This window comes from Jejubacter calystegiae (assembly GCF_005671395.1).
Taxonomy (GTDB): Bacteria; Pseudomonadota; Gammaproteobacteria; order Enterobacterales; family Enterobacteriaceae; genus Jejubacter; species Jejubacter calystegiae.
This window is the reverse complement of record NZ_CP040428.1, coordinates 2652970-2675511: the sequence shown is the minus strand read 5'-3', so window position 1 is coordinate 2675511 and position 22542 is coordinate 2652970. Positions and strand designations below refer to the sequence as shown.

Here is a 22542-nt window from a genome sequence, read left to right as displayed (position 1 = left end):
CCCCCGGGCGGCAAACCGCCCGGGGCTCAGATCCCCCAGAACATCAGATTTATCGCATCCTTAATCGCATTCTCATAATGGCTGAGATCGGCCAGTTCCCGGCCAGTCACGGCGATGGTCACGCTGGCCATATCAGTGGTCATTAGTCGGTAGTCATCACCGTCGAATCGAACCACCGGATACAGTTCACGGGAAACGCGCTCTGACAGCAGGCTGGCGCTAACCAATGGGATCACCATTCTTCGGCCTGGGGTATCCACTATATCGCTCTGGACGTCGACGAACAGGCGGTAGCGGCTCTCCTTCCGCTTATAGGCATAGACACGGTACTGCATCTCACCAGTCCCTGTTTTCATCGGCAAACGAGCCATTCTGTTCGATAAAGCGGGCGACCTCGGCCATCCCTTCAAGGTTTTCGGCCCGCCAGCGTTCGGCGCGCAACCGCCGGGCTTCCTGTTCCATGGCGGCGCTGACCAGTCCTGAGATATTGACCCCGGCCTCCTTAAGCTGCTGGTAGTGATCGCTGTCGACGGTCACGGTGATCCGCTGTTTCATGATGCACGCTCCGGTATGTAATTCGGGTATGCGATACAGTATATACTTTCCTCTGCAGCCGCAGTGACATAATTCGCCAGGCCGCTATTGGAGGCGCGGCCGCTACCTGCTAACGGTTAATTCAGCATCCCAGCCGCTGGCGAAACGTCTGTAGCCTCTCTTCGCTCATGCCCACCTGCTGCGCCGCTTCACAAATCGCCTGCCAGCTACCGGCATCCAGCGGAATGCCCTGCTCCAGACGTTCCCGCCGGGTATTCACTTCCCATTCGCCGGGTAACAGAATCGGCGCATCGTCGGCATGCGGCGACGCTTTAACCCACCCGGCAAAGGCCTCGGTCTGCTGTTCGCAGTCCGGCGCGCCGAACAGTTCCGGATTGATGATAATTGTCGTCATGCAGTTGAGGATGGCGTCCGCGCTATCCTGCAATGTCTCCTGATGGGTGGTTTTCCCGCCGGAAAGCGCTCCGCCCATAATTTCGCACATCGCCGCCAGGGCATAGCCTTTATGCTGTGCGAAGGTCAACAGCGAACCTAATGGCGAAACCTGCATCACGGCGGGATCGGTAGTCGGTATCCCGTCTGCGTCAATCAGGCACCCTTCCGGCACCGAAACGCCTTTGTGCCAGGCCACGCGCGTTTTACCGAAAGCGATAGCGCTGGTGGCGTAATCCAGCAGTAGCGGGAAGTCGTTTTTGCGCGGGAAAACAACGCAGAACGGGTTGGTTCCGAACCGGCTATCGCGGCCATTAAATGGCGCAACCATCGGATTACCCACCACGTTAACAAAATGAACAGAGACGAAACCCGCCGCTGCGCACTGTTCAGCCCAGTAGCCAATACGTCCGATATGGTGGGAATTGTGCAGGGCGACGGCCGCAATACCGAACTCACGCGCTTTGTCGATGCCAAGCGCCATCGCCTCGTGGGCCGCCACCTGACCAAAGGCGCCATTGCCGTTCAGCGTCACAATCGCACCGGCGTCTTTCACCACGCTGGCATGCTGGTTAATTTGCAGATGTCCCAGTGAATATGAGCGGATATAGCTGGGGATCATCCCAATGCCGTGCGAATCGTGTCCGGCAAGGTTTGCGGCGATCAGATGATCGGCAACCTGCTGCGCCTCCTGCTCATGGCTACCCATCTGACGGAAAATAGCCTGGATAAAGTCGTGCAACGTCTGCGCGTGGAAGCGATGTCCACTATTCATGGTGAGCTCCTGTTTGTGCCGGGGATAGGTTGCGTTTGTTATTTTTCAACAGGCTATGCTGCGCGCAGAGGGGCAGGAGATCAATAAGCGAGTCATAGATTTGATTCGGCGCCATAAAGAAAACCCTTCCGCCGCCCTTGCGCTGTCGGCCCACGGCGACGGAAGCGTAAGCCGCTACACGCCCAGCCGGTCCCGCAGACTGTAGTACGCGGCTCCCATAGCGGTAAAGGGAATGCGCAGGTTGCGGCCCCCCGGGAACGGATAGTGCGGCAGACGGGCGAAGGCGTCGAAGCGTTCGGCATCGCCGCGCAGCGCTTCGGCGATCAGTCTGCCGGCCAGGTGGGTACAGGTCACGCCGTGCCCGCTGTAGCCCTGCATGTAATAGATATTATTCTCCAGCCGCCCAAACTGCGGCATCCGCGACATGGTAAGCAGGAAATTGCCGGTCCAGCGGTAGTCTACCTTCACCCCTTCCAGCTGCGGGAAAGTCTTCAACATCTTCGGGACGATCAGACGTTCCACGTCATCCGGATCCCGGGCGCCATAGACCACGCCGCCGCCGTACAGCAGCCGGTTGTCCGCCGTCAGGCGATAGTAATCCAGCAGGTAGTTACAGTCCTCAACGCAGTAATTGGCTGGTATAAGCTTTTTCGCCACATCGGCGGGCAGCGGCGCGGTAGCGACAATCTGCGTGCCGCACGGCATGCTGCGCTTCGCAAGTTTAGGCTCCAGCTTATCGCCCAGATAGGCGTTACCAGCAATCAACACATAGCGCGCCGTTACCTGGCCGTGGGCCGTTTTTACGATCGCCGGTGAACCATGTTCGATTTTCACCACCGGCGACTGTTCGAAAATCCGTCCGCCATTCAGTTTGATGGCCTGAGCCTCGCCAATCGCCAGATTGAGCGGGTGAATATGGCCACCGCTGCGATCGAGCAGCGCACCGACGTAGCGCTCGCTCGCCACTTCGCGGCCGATAGCTTCTTCATCCAGCAGCGTTAACTGGCTATTGCCGTAACGCTCCCAGTTGGCCTTCTGCTCTTCCAGTGTCGACATCTGCCGGTGATTCAGAGCGACAAACAGCCCACCTTCGCGGTAGTCGCAGTCGATCCGGTAGCGACTGATGCGCTCGCGGATAATCTCACCGCCTTCGAACATCATGCTGCCCAGCATTTTTGCGGCATCGGCTCCATAGCTGCTTTCAATCACATCGATATCACGGCTGTAGGAGTTTACCAACTGCCCACCGTTGCGCCCGCTGGCGCCGAAACCGACCCGCGCAGATTCCAGAACCACCACGTCATAGCCCTGCTCGGCAAGATGCAACGCCGATGAGAGCCCGGTAAAACCGCCGCCCACCACGCAGACATCACAGTGAATGGACTCCGTCAGGGCGGGAAACGGCGCATATTCGTTAGCGCTGGCGGCATAATAACTTTCGGTATGTTCAGTCATGATTAACACTCCAGAGCAATCCAGATGGTTTTCAGTTCGCTGAATTTATCCAGCGCGTGCAGTGATTTATCGCGTCCGTTGCCGCTCTGCTTCACTCCGCCGAAAGGCACCGTCATATCGCCGTCGTTGTAGTTATTCACAAATACCGCCCCGGACTTCAGACGGCGGCTCAGGCGATGCGCCCGGGAGAGATCGCGGGTCCAGACCGCCGCACCCAGGCCGTAGTCGCTGTCATTGGCAAGCGCCAGCGCCTGCGCTTCGCTGTCGAAGCGCGTGACCACCAGCACCGGGCCGAAAATCTCTTCCCGGGACAGACGCAGGGTCGGGTCGCTGACCGCGAAGATAGTTGGTCCCAGGCTCGCGACCTGCTCACAGTCACGCCCGTCCAGCAGTAGCTGCGCGCCGCTGTTTTCACCGTCGCGGATAAAACCGTGCACGCTGTCAGCGTGAGCGCTGTCAATTAGCGTACCCATGGCGCATGCGGGATCGAGAGGATCCCCCGGCAGCCAGTTTTGCGCCTGCTGCTTCAACAGTTCCAGGAAACGGTCGGCAATGCTCTCTTCTACCAGCAGGCGAGTACCGGCAATGCACACCTGTCCCTGGTTATAGAAGATGCCCGCGGCCGTAGCGGCGGCGGCTTTTTCCAGATCCGGGCAGTCGGCGAAAACGATGTTGGCGCTCTTGCCGCCCGCTTCCAGCCAGACGCGTTTCATATTGCTGTCGCCAGCGTCACGCAGTAGCTGGCGCCCGGTGCGTCCGGAGCCGGTAAAGGCCATCACGTCGACATCCATATGCTGCGACAGCGCCTGCCCGGCTTCATGGCCGTAGCCGCTAATCACGCTGAGCACGCCGTCCGGCAGCCCCGCCTGCTGCGCCAGCGCCGCCAGGCGCAGCGCACTGAGTGAAGACTTCTCCGACGGTTTCAGCACCACGCTGTTGCCCGCTGCCAGAGCGGGCCCCAGCTTCCAGCAGGCCAGCATCAGCGGGAAGTTCCACGGCACCACTGCGGCCACCACGCCTGCCGGTTCGCGAACGATCAGCGCCAGGGCATCCTCCCCGGTGTTCGCCACTTCGCCATAGACCTTGTCGATAGCTTCGGCGTACCAGCGAATGGCGCGCACGGCGCCGGGAATATCGTCGCGCAGGCTATGGCGAATCGGTTTGCCAGTATCCAGGGTTTCCAGCAGCGCCAGCTCTTCGGCGTGCTGCGTCATTAAATCGGCCAGCCGGTTGAGCACCGCCTTGCGCTGCGCAGGCGCCGCCCGGGACCAGTCGCCGCGTTCGAAGACCGCCCGCGCGGCGGCCACCGCCCTGTCCACGTCCTCCTTTTTGCCGCGTGCCACCTCGACCAGAGTCTGGCCGGTGGCAGGATTAATACAGGCAAAGGTTGTTCCGTCCCGGGCCGCGCAATATTCACCGTTAATAAACAGACGCCCTTCCGGCACGCAATGACGCGCCTTTTCCTGCCAGTATTCCTGTGAATGGAAGTCCATAATTACCCCTTAATTTTCAATTGGATATAACAGGTCATCGCTCTGTTTGCGGCAAAAGGCGGCCGCAGGCGGCCCCGGGAAATATTTCCCGTAAAAGCCAGCCAAAGGCCTGAATGAATCAGGCCACTTTAGAAATCAGAATGTGGTGGGGGTATGCGCGCTGATAATGCGGCAGATACCCGCCGATGTATTGCTAAAGCTGTGGGGAATTCCGGTGTTGATGGCATAGCTCTGCCCGGCGGTCAGGTGGTAGCTCTGACCGCTGATGGTCAGTACCACTTCGCCTTCCAGCACCGTACCTATCTCTTCCCCCTGGTGCTTAATCCGCTCCCCTGTCGTGGTGCCAGGCTGATAGGTTTCAAACATCATGGCGAGCTGCCTCTCGGGGTTGCCGTTATGCACCAGCTTCATCGATACCCCCTGGCTGCCGATCTCGATCAGATCCTGCTGTTCAATCACCACCCTGGGCTGGTCGGGTTTATCCGACTCGGCAAAGAACTCCGACAACGACAGTCCATACACCCTGAGCAATTTTTGCAGGGTACTGATGGCGGGACTGACCTTGTCCTGTTCGATGGTGCTGATGGCGCTGTGGGTTAACCCCGACAGTTCCGCCACCCGGCGCTGTGAAAGACCCAGCTGCTGGCGAATTTCCGCCAGACGCTTCCCCGGAGCCAGGGCCTGATCGCTCATATGCGTATTTCCTTAAAATTATGGTCAAACCTGCTGTTTTTCAGCGTGATAGTTCTGACAGGCGCTGATAAAGCCCGCCAGCAGCAGACGCGAAAGTTCATACTCGCGACTGTTCCATTCCGGATGCCACTGCACGCCCAGCGCCCAGGGATGGTCGTGAACGCTGACCGCCTCTACCAGTCCATCCTGCGCGCGCGCCTCAATACACAACCGCGGGCCTAACGTTTTCGCACCCTGCCCGTGTAATGAGTTCACCCAAAAGGTACTGCATCCCGGTATCAAACGCGAAAGTAACCCGCCCGATTGCACCTGCACTTCGTGGGAAGGCGCATACTGCTGTTCCACCGGAAGTTCCGGATCCTCGCGGTGTTCGAGAAACGCCGGTTCGTCAAACAGGCGACGATACAGAGTCCCCCCGGTGGCGACAACCAGTTCCTGCATCCCCCGGCAGATGGCGAAAAGGGGGATGCGCCTTTCGAGCGCGGCGTCGATTAGCGCCATGCTCAGAAGATCACGCCCGGGATCGGCGTCAGGCTCATCGCCGTTTTCACCATAAAGGTGCGGCTGCACGTTGCTGGGGCTTCCGGTCAGGAAAATACCGTCGAGTTTGGGCAGTAGCGCCACCAGAAGCTGGGGTTCAGCCAGCGCATGCGGTAGCGCAATCGGCAGACCGCCAGCAAATAAAACCGCATCCAGGTACTTTTCTTGCAGGGTCTGGGACTCGTGTCCCTTAATCCTGTTCCTGCACATCACAACACCAATAGTCGGTATGTCAAATATATTGCCCATGATCGGCCTCACATGCTGGACTAAATTATTTCCAAAACACTTCCATTTTGCCACTTTCCGTTCAATATTTTCACAATCTAGCAGTGCAATAACCATTTTTCAAACTTAAATTAACATTTGACAAACATATTGACTGGATACAAATTCAACAGAACGGACATTATATTTAACAGTCGTCCAAACCGTTCGCAACCAAGACAACGATGGTGAATCATGGAAACCAATATCCTGGAAGTTGAGAGCTTTATTCAGCATTCTGAAGAGAGGCGAAGTAGCGCGTTCGGCCTTGAGGTAAAACGCTATCTGGAACGCTATCCGGAAACCCAGTACGTGGATGTGCTGTTGACCGACCTTAACGGTTGCTTCCGCGGCAAGCGTATTCCGGTCTCCGGCCTGCATAAACTGGACAAAGGCTGCTATTTTCCGGCATCGGTGTTCGCCATGGACATTCTGGGCAACGTGGTCGAAGAGACCGGGCTGGGCCAGGCGCTGGGAGAACCGGATCGCACCTGTATCCCGGTGCCGGGCACTCTGACCCCTTCTGCCGCCGAACCACAAACCATCGCCCAGCTGCTGCTGACGATGCTGGATGAAGATGGCACTCCCTTTGACGTTGAACCACGGAACGTTGTCAACCGGCTCTGGCAGCAGCTGCGCAGCCGCGGCCTGTTCCCCGTGGTAGCGGTAGAGATGGAGTTCTATTTGCTGGATAAGCAACGCGATGCCGACGGCTATCTGCAACCCCCCTGCGCCCCAGGCACCCAGGACCGCAATACCCAGAGTCAGGTCTATTCGGTGGATAACCTGAATCACTTCGCCCGGGTACTGAACGACATCGACGAGCTGGCCCGCCTGCAGCTCATTCCCGCCGACGGTGCGGTAGCCGAAGCCTCTCCCGGACAGTTCGAAATCAACCTTAACCATACCGATAACGTGCTGGATGCCTGTGACGACGCCCTGGCCCTTAAGCGCCTGGTGCGAGTGGTGGCGGAAAAACACGATATGCACGCCACCTTCATGGCCAAGCCGTACGAAGAGCACGCCGGCAGCGGTATGCACATCCATATCAGCCTGGTCGACAGCCAGCGCCACAACGTACTGGCGGACGATAACGGCGAAGATTCGGCGCTACTGAAGCGCGCGCTGGCCGGTATGATCGATCTGATGCCCGCCTCCATGACGCTTCTGGCGCCGAATGTGAACTCCTGGCGTCGCTTTCAGCCCGGCATGTACGTACCGACTCAGGCCTCCTGGGGCCACAACAACCGCACCGTAGCGCTGCGTATTCCCTGCGGCGATCGCAACAACCACCGGGTGGAATACCGGGTGGCGGGCGCCGATGCCAACCCCTACCTGGTGATGGCCGCGATACTGGCCGGCATATTGCACGGTCTGGACAACACACTGCCGCTGCCGTCACGGGTGGAAGGCAACGGTCTGGAACAGGAAGGCGTGCCCTTTCCCATTCGTCAGAGCGATGCGCTATCGACCTTCGCCAGCCATCAGACGCTGCGCGAGCAGCTGGGGGAACGCTTCAGCCACGTCTGGCTGGCCTGTAAAAACGACGAACTCACCCAGTTCGAACGTCTGATTACCGACACCGAAATCGACTGGATGCTAAAAAACGCCTGAGGGCGTAAAAAACGCTCCCGTCGGGGGCAAATAATCAGTAGCATCATGCGGCCTGAGTGGAACCGGGCCGTCATAATTTTCCCAACGCGAGGCCCACCACAGCCGACGTTCGCAGGGACATTTTCCGAATGCCGTCCAGGGAGCGCAGGCGGCAGCGGGTCTTCCGATAACAGACAGATTTTGACGAGGAAAGAACATGATGCCGTTCTCAGCTTACCCGCCGCTTAAGGGCCTGCGCCCGGGCCACAGTGAATATGGGCCAACTGAATGCCTGAATACCGGCGCGTTTCCCTGGTTCCCGACAGCGCGATTTACCCCCTTGCTAAGGCGGTTTGCAATAAGGATCACACTACAGCAAATCGTTACCGGCAAAGGGGGGGCGCGCCATGTCCACTAACACCTCGCTCAATACCGCCGCCGTCGCCAAACCGCAGCTGCGCAAATCCCTGAAGCTCTGGCAGGTGGTGATGATGGGCCTGGCCTATCTGACGCCAATGACGGTATTCGATACCTTCGGCATCGTCTCCGGGGTCAGCAACGGCCATGTTCCGGCCTCCTACCTGCTGGCGCTGGCGGGCGTGCTCTTTACCGCCATCAGCTACGGCAAGCTGGTACGCCAGTTCCCCCAGGCGGGCTCGGCCTATACCTACGCTCAAAAGTCCATTGGCCCCCACGTTGGCTTTATGGTGGGCTGGTCGTCGCTGCTCGACTATCTGTTCCTGCCAATGATTAACGTGCTACTGGCGAAAATCTACCTGACCGCGCTGTTCCCGGAAGTGGAATCCTGGATCTGGGTGGTGGGTTTTGTGATTATCCTGACCGCGGCTAACCTGAAAAGCATTAATCTGGTCGCCAACTTTAATACCCTGTTCGTGCTGGTGCAGGTGGCTATTATCGCCGTCTTTATCTTCCTGGTGGTTCACGGGTTACGGCGCGGCGAAGGAGTGGGCACCGTCTGGTCGCTACAGCCGTTTATCAGCGAAAACGCCCACCTGCTGCCGATTATCACCGGTGCGACCATTGTCTGCTTTTCGTTTCTGGGCTTCGATGCAGTGACTACGCTTTCGGAAGAGACGCCAGACGCCGCCAAAAAGATCCCCAAAGCGATATTTCTGACCGCGCTCTACGGCGGGTTTATCTTTATCGTCGCCTCGTTCGCCATGCAGCTGTTCTTCCCGGACAACGCGCGTTTTAAGGATCCCGACGCTGCGCTGCCGGAAATTGCCCTGTACGTCGGCGGCAAGCTGTTTCAGTCAATCTTCCTGTGTACCACCTTTATCAACACCCTGGCATCGGGACTGGCTTCCCACGCCAGCGTCTCGCGACTGCTGTATGTGATGGGGCGCGACCGGGTCTTCCCGGAGCGGGTCTTTGGTTATGTACATCCGAAGTGGCGCACGCCGGCGCTGAACGTGATTATGGTGGGTATCGTCGCGCTGTCGGCGCAGTTCTTCAACCTGGTGACCGCCACGGCGCTGATTAACTTCGGGGCGCTGGTGGCCTTCACCTTCGTTAATCTTTCGGTATTTAACTTCTTCTATCGCCGGGAAGGCCGTAATAAAACCCGCAAAGAGAAGTTCCACTACCTGGTGCTGCCGCTGGTGGGCGCCGCCACCGTCGCCGTGCTGTGGATCAATCTTGAGGCCACGTCCCTGACGCTGGGACTGGTATGGGCCGCGCTGGGACTACTGTACCTGACCTGGCTGACCCGCCGCTTCCATCAACCGCCGCCGCAGTACGATGCGGCTAAGGTCGAGCAGGTCTTGGATTAACCTGTGCTTTAGTAGAGGTCGAACCCGGCCTCTACTATTAAGTAGCGCTAAATCTGACATTCACCGCTTTCCGCTCTCTCCTTTGTTACTATTCCGGCGCGCAAAAATTAAGCGCAACGACGCTTTATTGTCTATCGTCAGGTTGAACTCTCATCATCACACTATTAAGCCGGTACGCTATGAAAAAACTCGCGATTTGTTGCTATGGGCTGCTGTTCTCGGGCATGAGCCAGGCCAGCGCGCTCTACTTTTATGAAATCGGCACTGAGGATACCGCGCTGGCCGGTGCCGGGCAGGCCGCTCGAGCCCAGGACGCCTCGACCATTGCCACCAACCCGGCGGGCATGACCCGCCTGCCGGACCATATGTTAACCACTGGCGTTCAGGTGATGAACGGCGATGTCTCCTACGATATGGAGAATAACGGCAGAGATCCTGGCGACGTCATGCGGCCGTTTCCCAATGCCAGCCTGTTCTACAGCCAACGTCTGAGCGACAACCTCTATGCTGGTATCGGTATGTACGGTAACTTTGGTCTCGGTCTGGACTTTGGCAACTGGGCGGGAGAACGGTTAATCAATAAAGCAACAATGGTGGGCGTTACACTCAGCCCCTCCATTGCCTGGAAGCTGAGCGATAAAGTCTCTGTCGGTTTCGGTCCCGGTATTAACTACGGCTATTTGAGCCTGAGACGCGACCTTAACGGCAGCGATGAACGCCAGCATGACAGCGACTGGGCCATGAATTACAAGCTTGGGTTACTGATGGATCTGACCGATCAGACCCGTATGGGCATTACCTGGACCAGCAAAACCGATTACGACTTCGATATCGATAGCACCGCTCGCTTCCCTAACCTGCCGAACAGGGAAAATAGCCTGCCGCTCTCCGCCCAGGTGCGGGCACCCCAGCAGATTATGGTCAGTCTGGTGCATGATATTAACCGCCAGTGGTCCGTCATGGGGGATTTAGGCTGGCAGGACTGGAGCCAGTTTGGCAGCCCGGAAATCTCGGCCGGTAACCGGGATCTCACCCACAGCAACCGCCTGAAGGATTCCTGGCATACCTCGCTGGGGGTTCAGTACCGGCCAAATGAGAAGTGGCGCATTAATGGCGGCATCGCGTTTGACAGCACCATCTACGATTCCCAGAGCGATGTGTCATTGTCGTTGCCGACCGGCGATGAATGGCGTTTCGCGACCGGCGCCCAGTACCAGATTACGCCGTCCAGCAATATCGGTTTCGCCGTGGAATATCTGCATATGCAGTCGTCAAAAGTGCAGTCGCCCCAGATGATTAAAGGCGAATACAGTCATCCTTACTTCTGGTTTGCCAGCGTCAACTACAGCTATCAGTTTTGAAACTATTACCCTAAGGTAACTACTTGTGGTGCCCCCGGCCTTTTGCTAATAATAAGCCGGGTCTGATACACAGACTCTTTATTCATCAGCATGTTATATCGGCTATTGGGTTATTTATGGCCGGGGCTTCCCCGCGCCATCACAAAGAGAAACCGGGTATGAAAAGTGCAGTAAAACCTATGGCGATGGCGGCGACGCTGCTGGCGGCAGCTTTTTGCTCCAGCGCCCTGGCGCAGAATATTTCCCCCGTTCAGCAGGAAAAAAATCGCCAGCTGGTGATTAATTTCTATAACGACTTTTTTAACCGCCACGAGGTGGATACAGCCGCCCGGGTGGTGGCGGAAGATTACCGGCAGCATAATCCCCAGGTGCCGGACGGCAAGAGGCCCTTTGTGGAAGGATTCCGCGACTATTTCCGACAGAACCCCGGCGCCCGGGCGCGTATCGTACGCAGCGCCGTCGATGGCGACAGGGTCTGGCTGCACGTTCATTCCACGGAGCGCGACGGCGATCGCGGTGAAGCGGTAGTGGATATTTTCCGGGTTCGCGACGGTAAGATCGTCGAGCACTGGGACGTTATCCAGGCGGTGGCGGATAAAGCGCAAAACGCCAACACCATGTTCTGATCCTCCTCCGGCGCGGTACTCTCCGCGCCGCCATGCCATACCAAAAAGCATTGTATTAACAGGAAATCCTGTAACCGCGATCGCACTTTTACGCGCCTGCGCTTTCCGTGGCGGCACAGTGGTTTACATTTTCATAACACGCTACCATACCAACAGGTTCCCGATTATGCAGGCCATCCGCAAGACCAACGTCAGGTTCCATATCGCCATCCTGATGCTGTTCGCCACCATCATTAACTATCTGGATCGCACCGTGATGTCGGCGGCGGCGCCGGTGATTGAAAAAGAGCTGGCGCTGAATGCCGAAGAGATGGGCTGGATTATGTCGGCCTTTTTCCTGAGCTATGCCCTGTGTCAGATACCAGCGGGGTATCTGGCTGACCGCTTCGGCCAGCGTCGGACTCTGGCGGTATCGGTGATCTGGTGGTCGCTGGCAACCATGGCAACCGGCCTGGCCCGCACGCCGCTGGCCTTTGTTTCCGCCCGGGTCTTTATGGGGATCGGCGAAGCCGGGGCTTACCCCTGCAACAACGGCGTTACCGCCAAATGGTTCCCGGACCGCGAACGCGGCAAAGTCGTGGCGCTGTTCGACAGCGGCTCCAAATTCGGCACCGCCTTCGCCATGCCTCTGGTGGTGTGGGCCATTGCCACCTGGGGTGGCATGCCGCCTTTTATCTGTGCGGCGGGCTGGGGCTGCTGTGGGCGATATGGTGGCTGCGGGTCTACCGCGATCCGGAAAGCCACCCGGCCGTGAGCCAGGATGAACTCGACTGGATCCGCAGCGGACAGGCCAAAAAAGAGGGGATCGATAACCGCATTCCCATGAAATGGTATCAGTTGTTTAAGTACCGCAACGTCATCGCCATGTGCGCGGGCTTCTTTATGCTGAACTACGCCATCTTCTTCTTTATTACCTGGTTCCCCACCTACCTGATGAACGAACGCGGCATGAGTCTGGTGGAGATGGGCTTTGCCGCCATGCTGCCGCCGCTGAGCGGCATTGTCGGCCAGTATATCGGCGGCTGGTTTACCGACTATCTGTACGCCCGCACCGGCAACCTGAATATCGCCCGCAAGATAAACCTGGTCGGCGGCATGCTCCTTGCCACCAGCATCGCCCTGGCGGGGATTACCGAATCCACTCAGGGCATGCTGGCGCTGCTGTGCCTTTCCTATACCGGTCTGGCCTTCGCCGCATCGGCGCTATGGTGCCTGCCAGGCGATATCGCGCCGCGCAATATGACTTCGCTGCTGGCGGGAATGCAGAACGCGATCGCCAACTGCGGCGGCATTCTTGGCCCGGTGGTGACCGGCTATCTGATCGCCAGCAACAACGGCTCCTTTATTCCGGCGCTGGCAGTATCAGGCGGCGCCTGTCTGGCCGGGGCGCTTATCTATCTCTTTGTTCTGAAAGATATTAAGCCGATAGAGGCAAACGACGGAAGGCAGAAAAGCGAGTAAGGGGAGATTTAGCGTGTGATAAAAGAAAGGCTCCTTACGGAGCCTTCAGATTTCACATAGCTTGCGATTAAGCGCTTTTTGTTTCAACTTCATTCTCAACAAGGTCGATGAAGAGTGGTTATTTTTTCCATTTTTTTCAAACAAATACTTCGACTCAAAGGGTTCATTTGCATTCACCACTGCGGCATCGACCAACGCCTTAAACACTCTCTTATCTTTGTTGTAGTCCCAGGCGAAAGGAACTGAACGAGATTGCTTACGACAATATGGCATAGCATGCCCTCCCTTCGACAACATGTTTATATGCTCGTAACTCTTCTGGTAACAGTGAGCGCGGAATCTTTTTTGGCAACCCAGTATGTTGATTATACCTCGGTTCATTTTTTAACCCAAGGATGTAGTCGTAAGTCTCTTCCAGTGAGATGCTACGCCCCCTGTCAACCACACCTCCAGCCGCCGCCTGAAAAACGAAACCACCCACGTTAAAGGTCTCAAAATGGGAGATCAACGCCAGGGAGACAGTCTGAAGGACAATGGCACTCCCCAGGCCAGCGAACTGTACGTGCCTGAAGTCACCAGAGATATCCGTTCCATCAAAGACATCAAAGTACACTTCAGCCATACCATTACCAGGGAAAGGAATACCATTCGGCATCTCATAACCTATTCGGGTAAATATGTCCTCATCAACCAGACTGCCAACAATAACCATGTAGAACTGATGACCAGCAGAAAAAACATAACTATGATGAACCCGACGATCATAAATAAATTTCTTTCTTCTCAACCTGTAATCATCAAGGTATTCCTCTTCCTCAATACGCACCTATCGCCTCCTTCCTGGAGATTTTTATCATGCCTGAGTAACAACGGGCCGCCGCCAAAGGATGTATCAACACCACCTTTGATCATTAGGGTTATGCTTACCGCTGCGTAACGCCATGGTTTATCGCCGTCAGCGGCTCATTAACGTCAAACAGCTCGCAGACCACCTCGTTAATGCCCATGGCCTGAAGCCTGGCAGTATGCTTAGCCATATAGGCCCGGGCGCTCTTATCATCTTCAAACAGGTAGACGCCCCCCGCCAGCTGGCGCTGAGCATCTTCGGTCCAGACCTTCCAGATAAATCCCGGCTCCTGGTTAATGGATTCGGCCAGCTCCTTAAGCTGTGCCGCCATCCGCGCCCCAAACGGGCCGCTGAAATCGAAGTGAATCTGTATGAGTTTTGCCATTGTTATTCTCCTTCCTGGGTAACACTAGCCGATTATCCCACCGACCTGATAAAGCAGATGAACCATCCACAGAGAATCGTGATCCTGCGCACCATTTACGCGCAAGCGTGCGCATATTTTGTGCATTAATTTTGACCATACGGTCCAGTTTGCTCTCCCCTTTCTGGCAAGGAAATCACTTAACAATTTGATAAAAAACAATTTTACAAAACTGGCACCCTAATTGCTCTGTGAGTCATGAACAGATGGCTCGGGCGCAACGTTCCGTTGCCCGACGCCCCTTCATGACGACAAAGTGAGGTTCGCAATGAAAATCGGTGTTTTTATTCCCATCGGTAACAACGGCTGGCTGATCTCCACCCATGCCCCTCAGTATCAACCGACCTTTGAGTTGAATAAGGCTATTGTCCAGAAAGCCGAGCACTACCAGTTCGACTTTGCTCTCTCCATGATTAAGCTGCGCGGTTTCGGCGGTAAAACCGAATTCTGGGATCACAACCTGGAATCTTTCACGCTGATGGCGGGCCTGGCGGCGGTGACTTCCCGCATTCAGCTCTACGCCACCGCGGCGACCCTCACCCTGCCACCGGCTATTGTGGCGCGTATGGCCTCCACCATCGACTCCATCGCCGAAGGGCGCTTCGGCGTTAATCTGGTCACCGGCTGGCAGAAAGCCGAATATGAACAGATGGGCATCTGGCCCGGAGACGACTATTTCTCCCGCCGTTATGACTATCTGACCGAGTACGTTCAGGTGCTGCGTGACCTGTGGGGCACCGGGAAAAGCGATTTGAAGGGCGACTTCTTTACCATGAATGACTGCCGCCTGAGCCCGCGCCCTGCCCGGCCGGTGAAGGTCATCTGCGCCGGACAGAGCGACGCAGGTATGGCCTTTTCCGCCCGCTATGCCGACTTTAACTTCTGCTTTGGCAAAGGCGTCAACACCCCCACCGCGTTTGCGCCCACCGCGGCCCGAATGAAACAGGCCGCTGACCAGACCGGTCGTCAGGTCAGCTCCTGTGTCCTTTTTATGGTTATCGCCGACGAAACCGATGAGGCGGCCCGGGCCAAATGGGAGCACTACAAGGCAGGCGCTGACCATGAAGCGCTCTCCTGGCTTACCGAGCAGAGCCAGAAGGATACCCGTTCCGGTAGTGACACCAACGTGCGCCAGATGGCCGATCCCACCTCGGCGGTCAATATCAATATGGGCACCCTGGTCGGCTCTTATCGTAGCGTGGCCCGGATGCTGGACGAGGTAGCCACCGTCGAAGGCACCGGGGGCATTCTGCTCACCTTTGACGATTTCCTTTCCGGCATCGAAGCGTTCGGCGAACGCATCCAGCCGCTGATGCAATCCCGCAGCCATATCACCCTCAACCAGGAGGTGGCCTGATGAGCGCCATTACCCTTCCCGCCCGTCCCGAAGCACTGGAATTCGATCCCGCTCAGGGGGCGCTGATTGTTGTCGATATGCAGAATGCCTATGCCAGCCAGGGCGGTTATCTGGATCTGGCCGGTTTCGATGTTTCCGCCACCCGGCCAGTGATTGAGCAAATTCGGCGCGCGGTTACTGCGGCCCGCGCGGCCGGAATGCCAATTGTCTGGTTCCAGAACGGCTGGGATGAGAACTACGTTGAGGCCGGGGGGCCGGGTTCCCCCAACTGGCATAAATCCAACGCCCTGAAAACCATGCGCCAGCGCCCGGAACTACAGGGCAAGCTGCTGGCAAAAGGAGGATGGGACTACCAGTTGGTCGATGAACTGGTGCCGGAACCCCAGGATATCGTGCTGCCCAAACCCCGCTACAGCGGCTTCTTTAATACCCCGCTGGACAGCATCCTGCGCAGCCGCGGCATTCGCCATCTGGCCTTTACCGGCATCGCCACCAATGTCTGTGTGGAATCCACGCTGCGCGACGGCTTTTTCCTGGAGTATTTCGGCGTGGTACTGGAAGACGCCACCCACCAGGCCGGACCACCGTTCGCCCAGAAGGCGGCGCTGTTCAATATTGAAACCTTCTTCGGCTGGGTCAGCGATGTCGCCACTTTCTGCGATGCCCTGACGCCTGCCGCCGTCGCCCGTATCGCCTGAGGAGCCGCCTGTGCCTAAACAAATTATCGTCCCCCCCGGAAGCGGCGTGCCGCTGGCCCCCTATTCACCAGGCACCGAAGCCGATGGCGTGGTCTATGTATCAGGCACCCTGCCGTTCGACGCGCAGAACAATGTGGTGTACCCCAACGACCCAAAGGCTCAAACCCGCCACGTGCTCGGGATAATCCAGTCGGTGATCGAAACTGCCTGTGGCACGATGGACGATGTGACCTTCAACAATATCTTTATCACCGACTGGCAAAACTACGCCGCGATTAACGAGGTATACGCCGAATTTTTCCCCGGCGACAAACCGGCCCGCTTCTGTATCCAGTGCGGGCTGGTCAAACCGGAAGCGCTGGTGGAGATCGCCAGCGTGGCCCATATAGGGAGGCGGCCATGAAGCTGAATATCGGCCCGGCGCCGTTTCCTGATGCGCCGGTGCTGGTGATGATTTCCGGCCTGGGCGGCACCGCCGGCTACTGGCGCCCCCAACAGCCGCTGGACCAAGTCTTCCAGTTGGTGAGCTACGATCAGCGCGGCACCGGAGACAACCCGGCCACCCTGCCAGACGACTACAGCCTGGCGGCCATGGCCGCGGAACTCCACCAGGCGCTGGCGGAGGCCAGGATCCGGCATTATGCGGTGCTGGGGCACGCGCTGGGTGGGCTGGTCGGTCTGCAACTGGCGCTCGATGCCCCCCGGTCGCTCAGCGCCCTGATCGTTATCAACGGCTGGCTCTCTCTGAGCGCCCGCACCCGCCGCTGCTTTGTCCTGCGTGAAACGCTACTGGCCGCCAGGGGCGCTGAAGCCTGGATAGCGGCCCAGCCGCTGTTCCTCTACCCCGCCCCCTGGCTGAGCGAACACGAGGCACAACTGGAGCATGAGGCCCGGCAGCAGGCCAGACACTTCAAGGGCGTCCATAACCTGAATCGCCGTCTTCAGGCTCTGAAAGCGGCAGACTTCCGGGAACTGGTCGCGACGATCCAGCAACCGGCCCTGATCGTTGGCGCCCGCGACGATCTGCTGGTGCCCTGGCAGTGTAGCCAGGAGCTACACGCCGCCCTTCCCCATAGCCAACTGGAGATTGTCGACCAGGGCGCTCACGCCTGCAATATCACCCAAAGCGCCACGATTAACGCCCTTATCCGCACCTGGTTAAGCCGCCATATGGCACCCCATCTATCCATTTCCGGGGAAATGTTATGAATGAAGCCTTAACGCCCGAAGCGCTACAACGCCTGTTTCTGAACGCCAGAACCCACAGCGTCTGGCGCGATACGCCGGTTACCGAGGCGAAGATCCGTGAAATCTATGCGCTGCTGCGCATGGGCCCCACCTCGGCCAACTGTTCGCCAGCCCGCTTTGTGTTTATCCGCACGCCTGAAGGAAAAGCGCGGCTAAAACCGGCGCTTTCCGCCGGAAATCTGGATAAAACCATGAGCGCGCCGGTGACGGCTATCGTCGCCTGGGACGACGCCTTCTACGATCGCCTGCCGGAGCTGTTTCCCTGGGCCGATGCCCGCGCCTGGTTTACCGGCAGCCCTGAGCTGGTGGAAGAAACCGCAATGCGTAACAGCGCGATGCAGGCGGGTTATCTGATCCTCGCCTGCCGGGCGCTGGGGCTGGATACCGGGCCGATGTCCGGTTTCGATCGCGATCGGGTCGATCGTGAATTTTTTGCTGACAGCCTCTGGAAAAGCAATCTGCTGATCAACATTGGCTACGGCGATGAGCAGTGCCTGCACCCACGCCTGCCGCGCCTGGGATTCGAAGATGCCTGCCAACTGATGTAAGGAGCGAACGATGATCCGTCCTGATAAAGCCGCTTTTCGCGACGCCATGTCCCGCCTGGGCGCGGCAGTCAATATCATCACCACCGACGGTCCCGCCGGTCGGGCCGGTTTTACCGCTTCAGCGGTATGCAGCGTTACCGACTCGCCGCCCACGCTGCTTATCTGCCTGAACCGTAGCGCCTCGGTCTGGCCGGTGTTCACGGCCCATCGCCACCTGTGCGTCAACACTCTGGCGGCGGGTCAGCAGGATCTGGCGCTCCGTTTCGGCGGTAAAACGCCAATGGAGGAACGCTTCGCCGCCGCACGCTGGAACGACGGCGTGGACGGCTGCCCACGGCTGGAAGGCGCCCTGCTGTCGTGCGACTGTCAGGTCAGCCAGGTCGTGAACGTGGGCACTCACGATATTCTGTTCTGCACCATTAACGCCATTACCCGCAACGACGACAGCCACGGTCTGGTCTGGTTTGACCGCACCTGGCACCCCCTGCCCGGCATCGGGCAGCCGCTCCCCGGTATTCCGGGATAAGGAGGCAAAGATGGCCAGCATCGGGTTTCCACAATGGCGTAAACCGGCCGACGACCCGCAAGGGATAGTGGCGCCGGACGAAAGGCTGCCGCTCCCCCAGACCCTGATGATGGGGATTCAGCACACGGTAGCGATGTTTGGCGCCACCGTGCTGATGCCGCTACTGATGGGCTTTGACCCCAATCTGGCGGTGCTGATGTCCGGTATTGGCACATTACTGTTTTTTGTGATTACCGGCGGGCGGGTTCCGGGCTACCTTGGATCCAGCGCCGCCTTTGTCGGCGTGGTGATTGCGGCAACCGGATTTAACGGCCAGGGGGCAAACCCCAATATCGGGGTAGCGCTGGGCGGTATTATCGCCTGTGGCCTGGTCTATACGCTGGCCGGGCTGGCGGTACTCAGGGCGGGCACCCGCTGGATAGAACGCCTGATGCCGCCGGTGGTCACCGGTGCCGTGGTAATGGCCATCGGACTGAATCTGGCGCCGATTGCGGTTCGCAGCGTTTCAGCCAGCGCCTTCGATAGCTGGATGGCGGTGCTCACCGTACTCTGTATCGGTCTGGTGGCGGTCTTTAGCCGCGGCATGATCCAGCGATTGTTGATTCTGGTCGGCCTACTGCTGTCCTGTCTGCTATATGTCGTGCTGACCCGTTTTTTAGATCTGGGTAAGCCGATGGATTTTCAGGCGCTGGCCGCCGCCCCCTGGTTTGGCGTGCCTCATCTGAGCTCCCCCTCCTTCGATGGTCAGGCCATCATGCTGATTGCGCCGGTGGCCATGATTCTGATTGCGGAAAACCTCGGCCACCTGAAAGCGGTGGCGGGAATGACCGGGCGCTCTATGGATCCCTGGATGGGGCGCGCTTTTATTGGCGACGGGCTGGCGACCATACTTTCCGGCACCGTGGGGGGCGGAGGGGTCACCACCTATGCTGAGAACATCGGGGTGATGGCCGTGACCCGGGTCTATTCGACGCTGGTGTTCGCTGCCGCCGCTGTTATCGCGATAGCGCTGGGTTTTTCGCCAAAATTCGGCACGCTCATCCACATCCTTCCCGCGCCGGTTATTGGCGGCGCCTCTATCGTGGTCTTTGGTTTGATAGCCGTGGCCGGTGCCCGAATCTGGCTACAGAACCAGGTCGATCTTAGCCGTAACGATAACCTGATCGTGGTGGCCGTCACGCTGACGATTGGCGCCGGTGACTTTACCCTGTCGCTGGGAAGCTTCACCCTGGGCGGCATCGGCACGGCAACCTTCAGCGCCATCGCCCTTAATGCGCTGCTGAGCCGCCGTCGCGCTCGCGCCAGTAATGCATCAACCATTGGCGATACCTGAACCCCGGGCTGCCGTCCGGCGGCCCGTTTTATGAGACATTAATCACATATTTCAAGCCGTTAGCGACGCCGGATAACCGCTCGGGCGACGCAGCAACCGTTCGCCACGCCATACGACCGCTTAATCAACTTTCCCCCAGACCGCTGTACAAATTTGCGACTATACGGGCCAACGCTTAAAAAAACCTTTTTTACCCCCGGCCGCGACAGGAGTCAGTGCGGCCTTCTCTTAGTCAACAAACAGCAAAAAAAAGACAAGCAGGTCCCTATGAATAACAACAAACTCATCAGGCACATCCCCTGGGTCGCACTGGGGATATTCGGTGCGTGCTGTCTGGCGGTGGTTGCGCTACGGCGCGGCGAACACGTCAGCGCACTCTGGATAGTCGCCGCCTCGGTGTCGGTCTATCTGGTCGCTTATCGCTATTACAGTCTCTATATCGCGCAGAAGGTCATGAAGCTCGATCCGACGCGCGCCACCCCTGCGGTCATCAACAACGATGGCCTTAACTACGTGCCCACCAACCGCTATGTGTTGTTCGGTCACCACTTTGCCGCCATTGCCGGTGCCGGTCCGCTGGTGGGGCCGGTACTCGCCGCCCAGATGGGCTACCTGCCGGGAACCCTGTGGCTGCTGGCCGGTGTGGTGCTGGCGGGCGCAGTGCAGGACTTTATGGTGCTGTTTATCTCCTCGCGCCGTAACGGTGCCTCGCTGGGTGAGATGATCAAAGAAGAGATGGGCCGGGTTCCGGGCACCATCGCGCTGTTCGGCTGCTTCCTGATCATGATTATCATCCTGGCGGTGCTGGCGCTGATTGTGGTGAAAGCCCTGGCCGAAAGCCCGTGGGGGGTATTTACCGTCTGCTCCACGGTGCCGATTGCGCTGTTTATGGGCATCTATATGCGATTTCTTCGCCCGGGCCGGGTGGGTGAGGTTTCCGTTATCGGCATTGTGCTGCTGGTGGCTTCCATCTGGTTTGGCGGCGTTATCGCCCACGATCCTTACTGGGGACCGGCGCTGACCTTTAAAGACACCACCATCACTTATGCGCTGATCGGTTACGCTTTTGTCTCCGCTCTGCTGCCAGTCTGGCTGATTCTGGCGCCGCGCGACTATCTGGCCACCTTCCTGAAGATTGGGGTTATTGTCGGTCTGGCGCTGGGGATTGTGATCCTGAACCCGGATCTGAAAATGCCGGCGGTGACTCAGTATATCGACGGTACCGGTCCGCTGTGGAAAGGGGCGCTGTTCCCGTTCCTGTTTATCACCATCGCCTGCGGCGCGGTTTCCGGCTTCCATGCGCTTATCGCATCCGGCACCACGCCTAAGCTGCTGGCCTGTGAAACCGACGCCCGTTTCATTGGCTACGGCGCCATGCTGATGGAGTCCTTCGTCGCCATTATGGCGCTGGTGGCGGCATCGATTATCGAGCCGGGTCTTTACTTCGCCATGAACACTCCACCAGCCGGTCTTGGCATTACCATGCCGAACCTGCATGAACTGGGCACCGATCAGGCGCCGATGATTATGGCCCAACTGAAAGAGGCCACGGTCCATGCGGCAGCGACTGTCAGTTCCTGGGGCTTTGTGATTTCGCCGGAGCAGATCCTGCAAACCGCGAAGGATATCGGTGAACCTTCGGTGCTGAACCGCGCAGGCGGCGCACCGACCCTGGCAGTCGGTATCGCCCACGTGTTCCATAAGATCATTCCGGCGGCCGATATGGGCTTCTGGTATCACTTTGGGATTCTGTTCGAAGCGCTGTTCATCCTGACCGCCCTGGACGCCGGTACCCGCTCCGGTCGCTTTATGCTCCAGGATCTGCTGGGTAACTTTATTCCGTTCCTGAAGAAAACCAACTCGCTGCCTGCCGGTATCGTCGGCACCGCCGGTTGCGTAGGGCTGTGGGGCTATCTGCTGTATCAGGGCGTGGTGGATCCGCTGGGCGGCGTGAAGAGCCTGTGGCCGCTGTTCGGTATCTCTAACCAGATGCTGGCCGCCGTGGCGCTGATTCTGGGCACCGTGATCCTGATTAAGATGAAGCGCACCCGCTACATCTGGGTCACCATGCTGCCGGCTATCTGGCTGCTTATCTGCACCACCTGGGCGCTGGGCCTTAAGCTGTTCAGCAACAACCCGCAGATGGAAGGCTTCTTCTATATGGCCCGGCTGTATAAGGAGCAGATCGCACAGCAGGGTTCCAGCCTGACCGCAGAGCAGATTACCAATATGAACCACATTGTGGTGAACAACTACACCAACGCCACCCTGAGCATTCTGTTCCTGGTGGTGGTGTACAGCATCCTGTTCTATGGCGTGAAGACCTGGCTACAGGTGCGTAATAATCCGGAGCGCACCGACAAAGAAACGCCGTACGTTCCGATTCCGGAAGGCGGTGTGAAGGTCTCTTCGGGGCATTAATGCCGCGAGGTGAATTGTCAAAGGGGCTGGTGACGGCCCCTTTTTTTATTTCTTGATTCAACCATAGCCTGCCACCATACTGCTCACATGTGTTAA

Annotated in this window: 22 protein-coding genes and 1 pseudogene; 13 read left to right on the top strand and 10 right to left on the bottom strand. The window is 58.0% G+C overall.

Annotation, left to right across the window (positions count from 1 at the left end):
- Nucleotides 1-26: 26 nt before the first annotated feature.
- The 7 genes from ccdB to puuD all read right to left on the bottom strand — a co-directional run bounded on the left by ccdB (nucleotide 27) and on the right by puuD (nucleotide 6192).
- A complete protein-coding gene (ccdB, locus tag FEM41_RS12240; protein WP_138096241.1) occupies nucleotides 27-335 on the bottom strand; it encodes a type II toxin-antitoxin system toxin CcdB in 309 nt (102 codons plus the stop codon).
- Between the two features lies 1 nt (nucleotide 336).
- Nucleotides 337-555, bottom strand: coding sequence for a type II toxin-antitoxin system antitoxin CcdA (gene ccdA, locus FEM41_RS12235; protein WP_138096240.1), 219 nt, complete (start codon nucleotides 553-555; stop codon nucleotides 337-339).
- Nucleotides 556-676: 121 nt separating this feature from the next.
- A complete protein-coding gene (locus tag FEM41_RS12230) occupies nucleotides 677-1762 on the bottom strand; it encodes a malate/lactate/ureidoglycolate dehydrogenase (protein WP_138096239.1) in 1086 nt (361 codons plus the stop codon).
- 174 nt (nucleotides 1763-1936) lie between these two features.
- Nucleotides 1937-3217 carry an NAD(P)/FAD-dependent oxidoreductase gene (locus tag FEM41_RS12225; RefSeq protein WP_138096238.1) on the bottom strand — a complete coding sequence of 427 codons (1281 nt, stop codon included), beginning with the start codon at nucleotides 3215-3217 and terminating at the stop codon, nucleotides 1937-1939.
- 2 nt (nucleotides 3218-3219) lie between these two features.
- A complete protein-coding gene (puuC, locus tag FEM41_RS12220) occupies nucleotides 3220-4710 on the bottom strand; it encodes an aldehyde dehydrogenase PuuC (RefSeq protein WP_138096237.1) in 1491 nt (496 codons plus the stop codon).
- A gap of 135 nt (nucleotides 4711-4845) precedes the next feature.
- A complete protein-coding gene (gene puuR / locus FEM41_RS12215) occupies nucleotides 4846-5403 on the bottom strand; it encodes an HTH-type transcriptional regulator PuuR (RefSeq protein ID WP_138096236.1) in 558 nt (185 codons plus the stop codon).
- Between the two features lie 24 nt (nucleotides 5404-5427).
- Complete coding sequence (puuD, locus tag FEM41_RS12210) at nucleotides 5428-6192, bottom strand: gamma-glutamyl-gamma-aminobutyrate hydrolase (protein WP_138096235.1); 765 nt, start codon at nucleotides 6190-6192, stop codon at nucleotides 5428-5430.
- Between the two features lie 213 nt (nucleotides 6193-6405).
- Here puuD and FEM41_RS12205 point away from each other — a divergent pair, with 213 nt between their 5' ends.
- From FEM41_RS12205 to FEM41_RS25175, 5 genes and pseudogenes are all read left to right on the top strand, one after another.
- Complete coding sequence (locus tag FEM41_RS12205) at nucleotides 6406-7824, top strand: glutamine synthetase family protein (protein WP_138096234.1); 1419 nt, start codon at nucleotides 6406-6408, stop codon at nucleotides 7822-7824.
- A gap of 386 nt (nucleotides 7825-8210) precedes the next feature.
- Nucleotides 8211-9596: an APC family permease gene (locus tag FEM41_RS12200; RefSeq protein ID WP_138096233.1), complete on the top strand. Its 1386-nt coding sequence runs from the start codon at nucleotides 8211-8213 to the stop codon at nucleotides 9594-9596.
- 179 nt (nucleotides 9597-9775) lie between these two features.
- Nucleotides 9776-10957 (top strand): OmpP1/FadL family transporter, encoded by a 1182-nt coding sequence (locus tag FEM41_RS12195; RefSeq protein ID WP_138096232.1) that lies wholly within the window; start codon nucleotides 9776-9778, stop codon nucleotides 10955-10957.
- 158 nt (nucleotides 10958-11115) lie between these two features.
- Entirely contained in the window at nucleotides 11116-11583 is a 468-nt protein-coding gene (locus FEM41_RS12190) for a nuclear transport factor 2 family protein (RefSeq protein WP_138096231.1), read from the top strand.
- A gap of 166 nt (nucleotides 11584-11749) precedes the next feature.
- Nucleotides 11750-13044 (top strand): annotated as a pseudogene (locus FEM41_RS25175) (MFS transporter).
- Nucleotides 13045-13089: 45 nt separating this feature from the next.
- On the opposite strand, the gene FEM41_RS12180 reads toward FEM41_RS25175, so the two are convergent.
- The 3 genes from FEM41_RS12180 to FEM41_RS12170 all read right to left on the bottom strand — a co-directional run bounded on the left by FEM41_RS12180 (nucleotide 13090) and on the right by FEM41_RS12170 (nucleotide 14276).
- Nucleotides 13090-13317, bottom strand: a complete 228-nt coding sequence (locus FEM41_RS12180) for a hypothetical protein (RefSeq protein WP_138096230.1) — start codon at nucleotides 13315-13317, stop codon at nucleotides 13090-13092.
- Complete coding sequence (locus tag FEM41_RS12175; RefSeq protein ID WP_138096229.1) at nucleotides 13301-13870, bottom strand: hypothetical protein; 570 nt, start codon at nucleotides 13868-13870, stop codon at nucleotides 13301-13303. The genes FEM41_RS12180 and FEM41_RS12175 overlap by 17 nt, the downstream gene beginning before the upstream one ends.
- Before the next feature lie 97 nt (nucleotides 13871-13967).
- Nucleotides 13968-14276, bottom strand: a complete 309-nt coding sequence (locus FEM41_RS12170; RefSeq protein ID WP_138096228.1) for a monooxygenase — start codon at nucleotides 14274-14276, stop codon at nucleotides 13968-13970.
- A gap of 307 nt (nucleotides 14277-14583) precedes the next feature.
- On the opposite strand from FEM41_RS12170, the gene rutA reads away from it, so the two are divergent.
- The 8 genes from rutA to FEM41_RS12130 all read left to right on the top strand — a co-directional run bounded on the left by rutA (nucleotide 14584) and on the right by FEM41_RS12130 (nucleotide 22446).
- Nucleotides 14584-15672, top strand: a complete 1089-nt coding sequence (rutA, locus tag FEM41_RS12165; protein ID WP_138096227.1) for a pyrimidine utilization protein A — start codon at nucleotides 14584-14586, stop codon at nucleotides 15670-15672.
- Nucleotides 15672-16370 (top strand): pyrimidine utilization protein B, encoded by a 699-nt coding sequence (gene rutB / locus FEM41_RS12160; protein ID WP_138096226.1) that lies wholly within the window; start codon nucleotides 15672-15674, stop codon nucleotides 16368-16370. The genes rutA and rutB overlap by 1 nt, the downstream gene beginning before the upstream one ends.
- Before the next feature lie 10 nt (nucleotides 16371-16380).
- Nucleotides 16381-16773, top strand: a complete 393-nt coding sequence (gene rutC / locus FEM41_RS12155; protein ID WP_138096225.1) for a pyrimidine utilization protein C — start codon at nucleotides 16381-16383, stop codon at nucleotides 16771-16773.
- On the top strand, nucleotides 16770-17579 hold the full coding sequence (gene rutD / locus FEM41_RS12150; RefSeq protein ID WP_138096224.1) for a pyrimidine utilization protein D: 810 nt from the start codon (nucleotides 16770-16772) through the stop codon (nucleotides 17577-17579). The genes rutC and rutD overlap by 4 nt, the downstream gene beginning before the upstream one ends.
- Entirely contained in the window at nucleotides 17576-18166 is a 591-nt protein-coding gene (locus FEM41_RS12145; protein WP_138096223.1) for a malonic semialdehyde reductase, read from the top strand. The genes rutD and FEM41_RS12145 overlap by 4 nt, the downstream gene beginning before the upstream one ends.
- 10 nt (nucleotides 18167-18176) lie before the next feature.
- Complete coding sequence (locus FEM41_RS12140; RefSeq protein WP_138096222.1) at nucleotides 18177-18692, top strand: flavin reductase; 516 nt, start codon at nucleotides 18177-18179, stop codon at nucleotides 18690-18692.
- A 10-nt stretch (nucleotides 18693-18702) separates the two neighbouring features.
- Nucleotides 18703-20025, top strand: coding sequence for a solute carrier family 23 protein (locus tag FEM41_RS12135; RefSeq protein ID WP_138096221.1), 1323 nt, complete (start codon nucleotides 18703-18705; stop codon nucleotides 20023-20025).
- 267 nt (nucleotides 20026-20292) lie between these two features.
- Nucleotides 20293-22446 carry a carbon starvation CstA family protein gene (locus FEM41_RS12130; RefSeq protein WP_138096220.1) on the top strand — a complete coding sequence of 718 codons (2154 nt, stop codon included), beginning with the start codon at nucleotides 20293-20295 and terminating at the stop codon, nucleotides 22444-22446.
- Nucleotides 22447-22542 lie beyond the last annotated feature (96 nt).

Coding starts and splice junctions, on each gene's coding strand:
- ccdB (WP_138096241.1), bottom strand. CDS start 335: ATGCAGTACCGTGTCTATGCCTATAAGCGGAAGGAGAGCCGCTACCGC.
- ccdA (WP_138096240.1), bottom strand. CDS start 555: ATGAAACAGCGGATCACCGTGACCGTCGACAGCGATCACTACCAGCAG.
- FEM41_RS12230 (WP_138096239.1), bottom strand. CDS start 1,762: ATGAATAGTGGACATCGCTTCCACGCGCAGACGTTGCACGACTTTATC.
- FEM41_RS12225 (WP_138096238.1), bottom strand. CDS start 3,217: ATGACTGAACATACCGAAAGTTATTATGCCGCCAGCGCTAACGAATAT.
- puuC (WP_138096237.1), bottom strand. CDS start 4,710: ATGGACTTCCATTCACAGGAATACTGGCAGGAAAAGGCGCGTCATTGC.
- puuR (WP_138096236.1), bottom strand. CDS start 5,403: ATGAGCGATCAGGCCCTGGCTCCGGGGAAGCGTCTGGCGGAAATTCGC.
- puuD (WP_138096235.1), bottom strand. CDS start 6,192: ATGGGCAATATATTTGACATACCGACTATTGGTGTTGTGATGTGCAGG.
- FEM41_RS12205 (WP_138096234.1), top strand. CDS start 6,406: ATGGAAACCAATATCCTGGAAGTTGAGAGCTTTATTCAGCATTCTGAA.
- FEM41_RS12200 (WP_138096233.1), top strand. CDS start 8,211: ATGTCCACTAACACCTCGCTCAATACCGCCGCCGTCGCCAAACCGCAG.
- FEM41_RS12195 (WP_138096232.1), top strand. CDS start 9,776: ATGAAAAAACTCGCGATTTGTTGCTATGGGCTGCTGTTCTCGGGCATG.
- FEM41_RS12190 (WP_138096231.1), top strand. CDS start 11,116: ATGAAAAGTGCAGTAAAACCTATGGCGATGGCGGCGACGCTGCTGGCG.
- FEM41_RS12180 (WP_138096230.1), bottom strand. CDS start 13,317: ATGCCATATTGTCGTAAGCAATCTCGTTCAGTTCCTTTCGCCTGGGAC.
- FEM41_RS12170 (WP_138096228.1), bottom strand. CDS start 14,276: ATGGCAAAACTCATACAGATTCACTTCGATTTCAGCGGCCCGTTTGGG.
- rutA (WP_138096227.1), top strand. CDS start 14,584: ATGAAAATCGGTGTTTTTATTCCCATCGGTAACAACGGCTGGCTGATC.
- rutB (WP_138096226.1), top strand. CDS start 15,672: ATGAGCGCCATTACCCTTCCCGCCCGTCCCGAAGCACTGGAATTCGAT.
- rutD (WP_138096224.1), top strand. CDS start 16,770: ATGAAGCTGAATATCGGCCCGGCGCCGTTTCCTGATGCGCCGGTGCTG.
- FEM41_RS12145 (WP_138096223.1), top strand. CDS start 17,576: ATGAATGAAGCCTTAACGCCCGAAGCGCTACAACGCCTGTTTCTGAAC.
- FEM41_RS12140 (WP_138096222.1), top strand. CDS start 18,177: ATGATCCGTCCTGATAAAGCCGCTTTTCGCGACGCCATGTCCCGCCTG.
- FEM41_RS12135 (WP_138096221.1), top strand. CDS start 18,703: ATGGCCAGCATCGGGTTTCCACAATGGCGTAAACCGGCCGACGACCCG.
- FEM41_RS12130 (WP_138096220.1), top strand. CDS start 20,293: ATGAATAACAACAAACTCATCAGGCACATCCCCTGGGTCGCACTGGGG.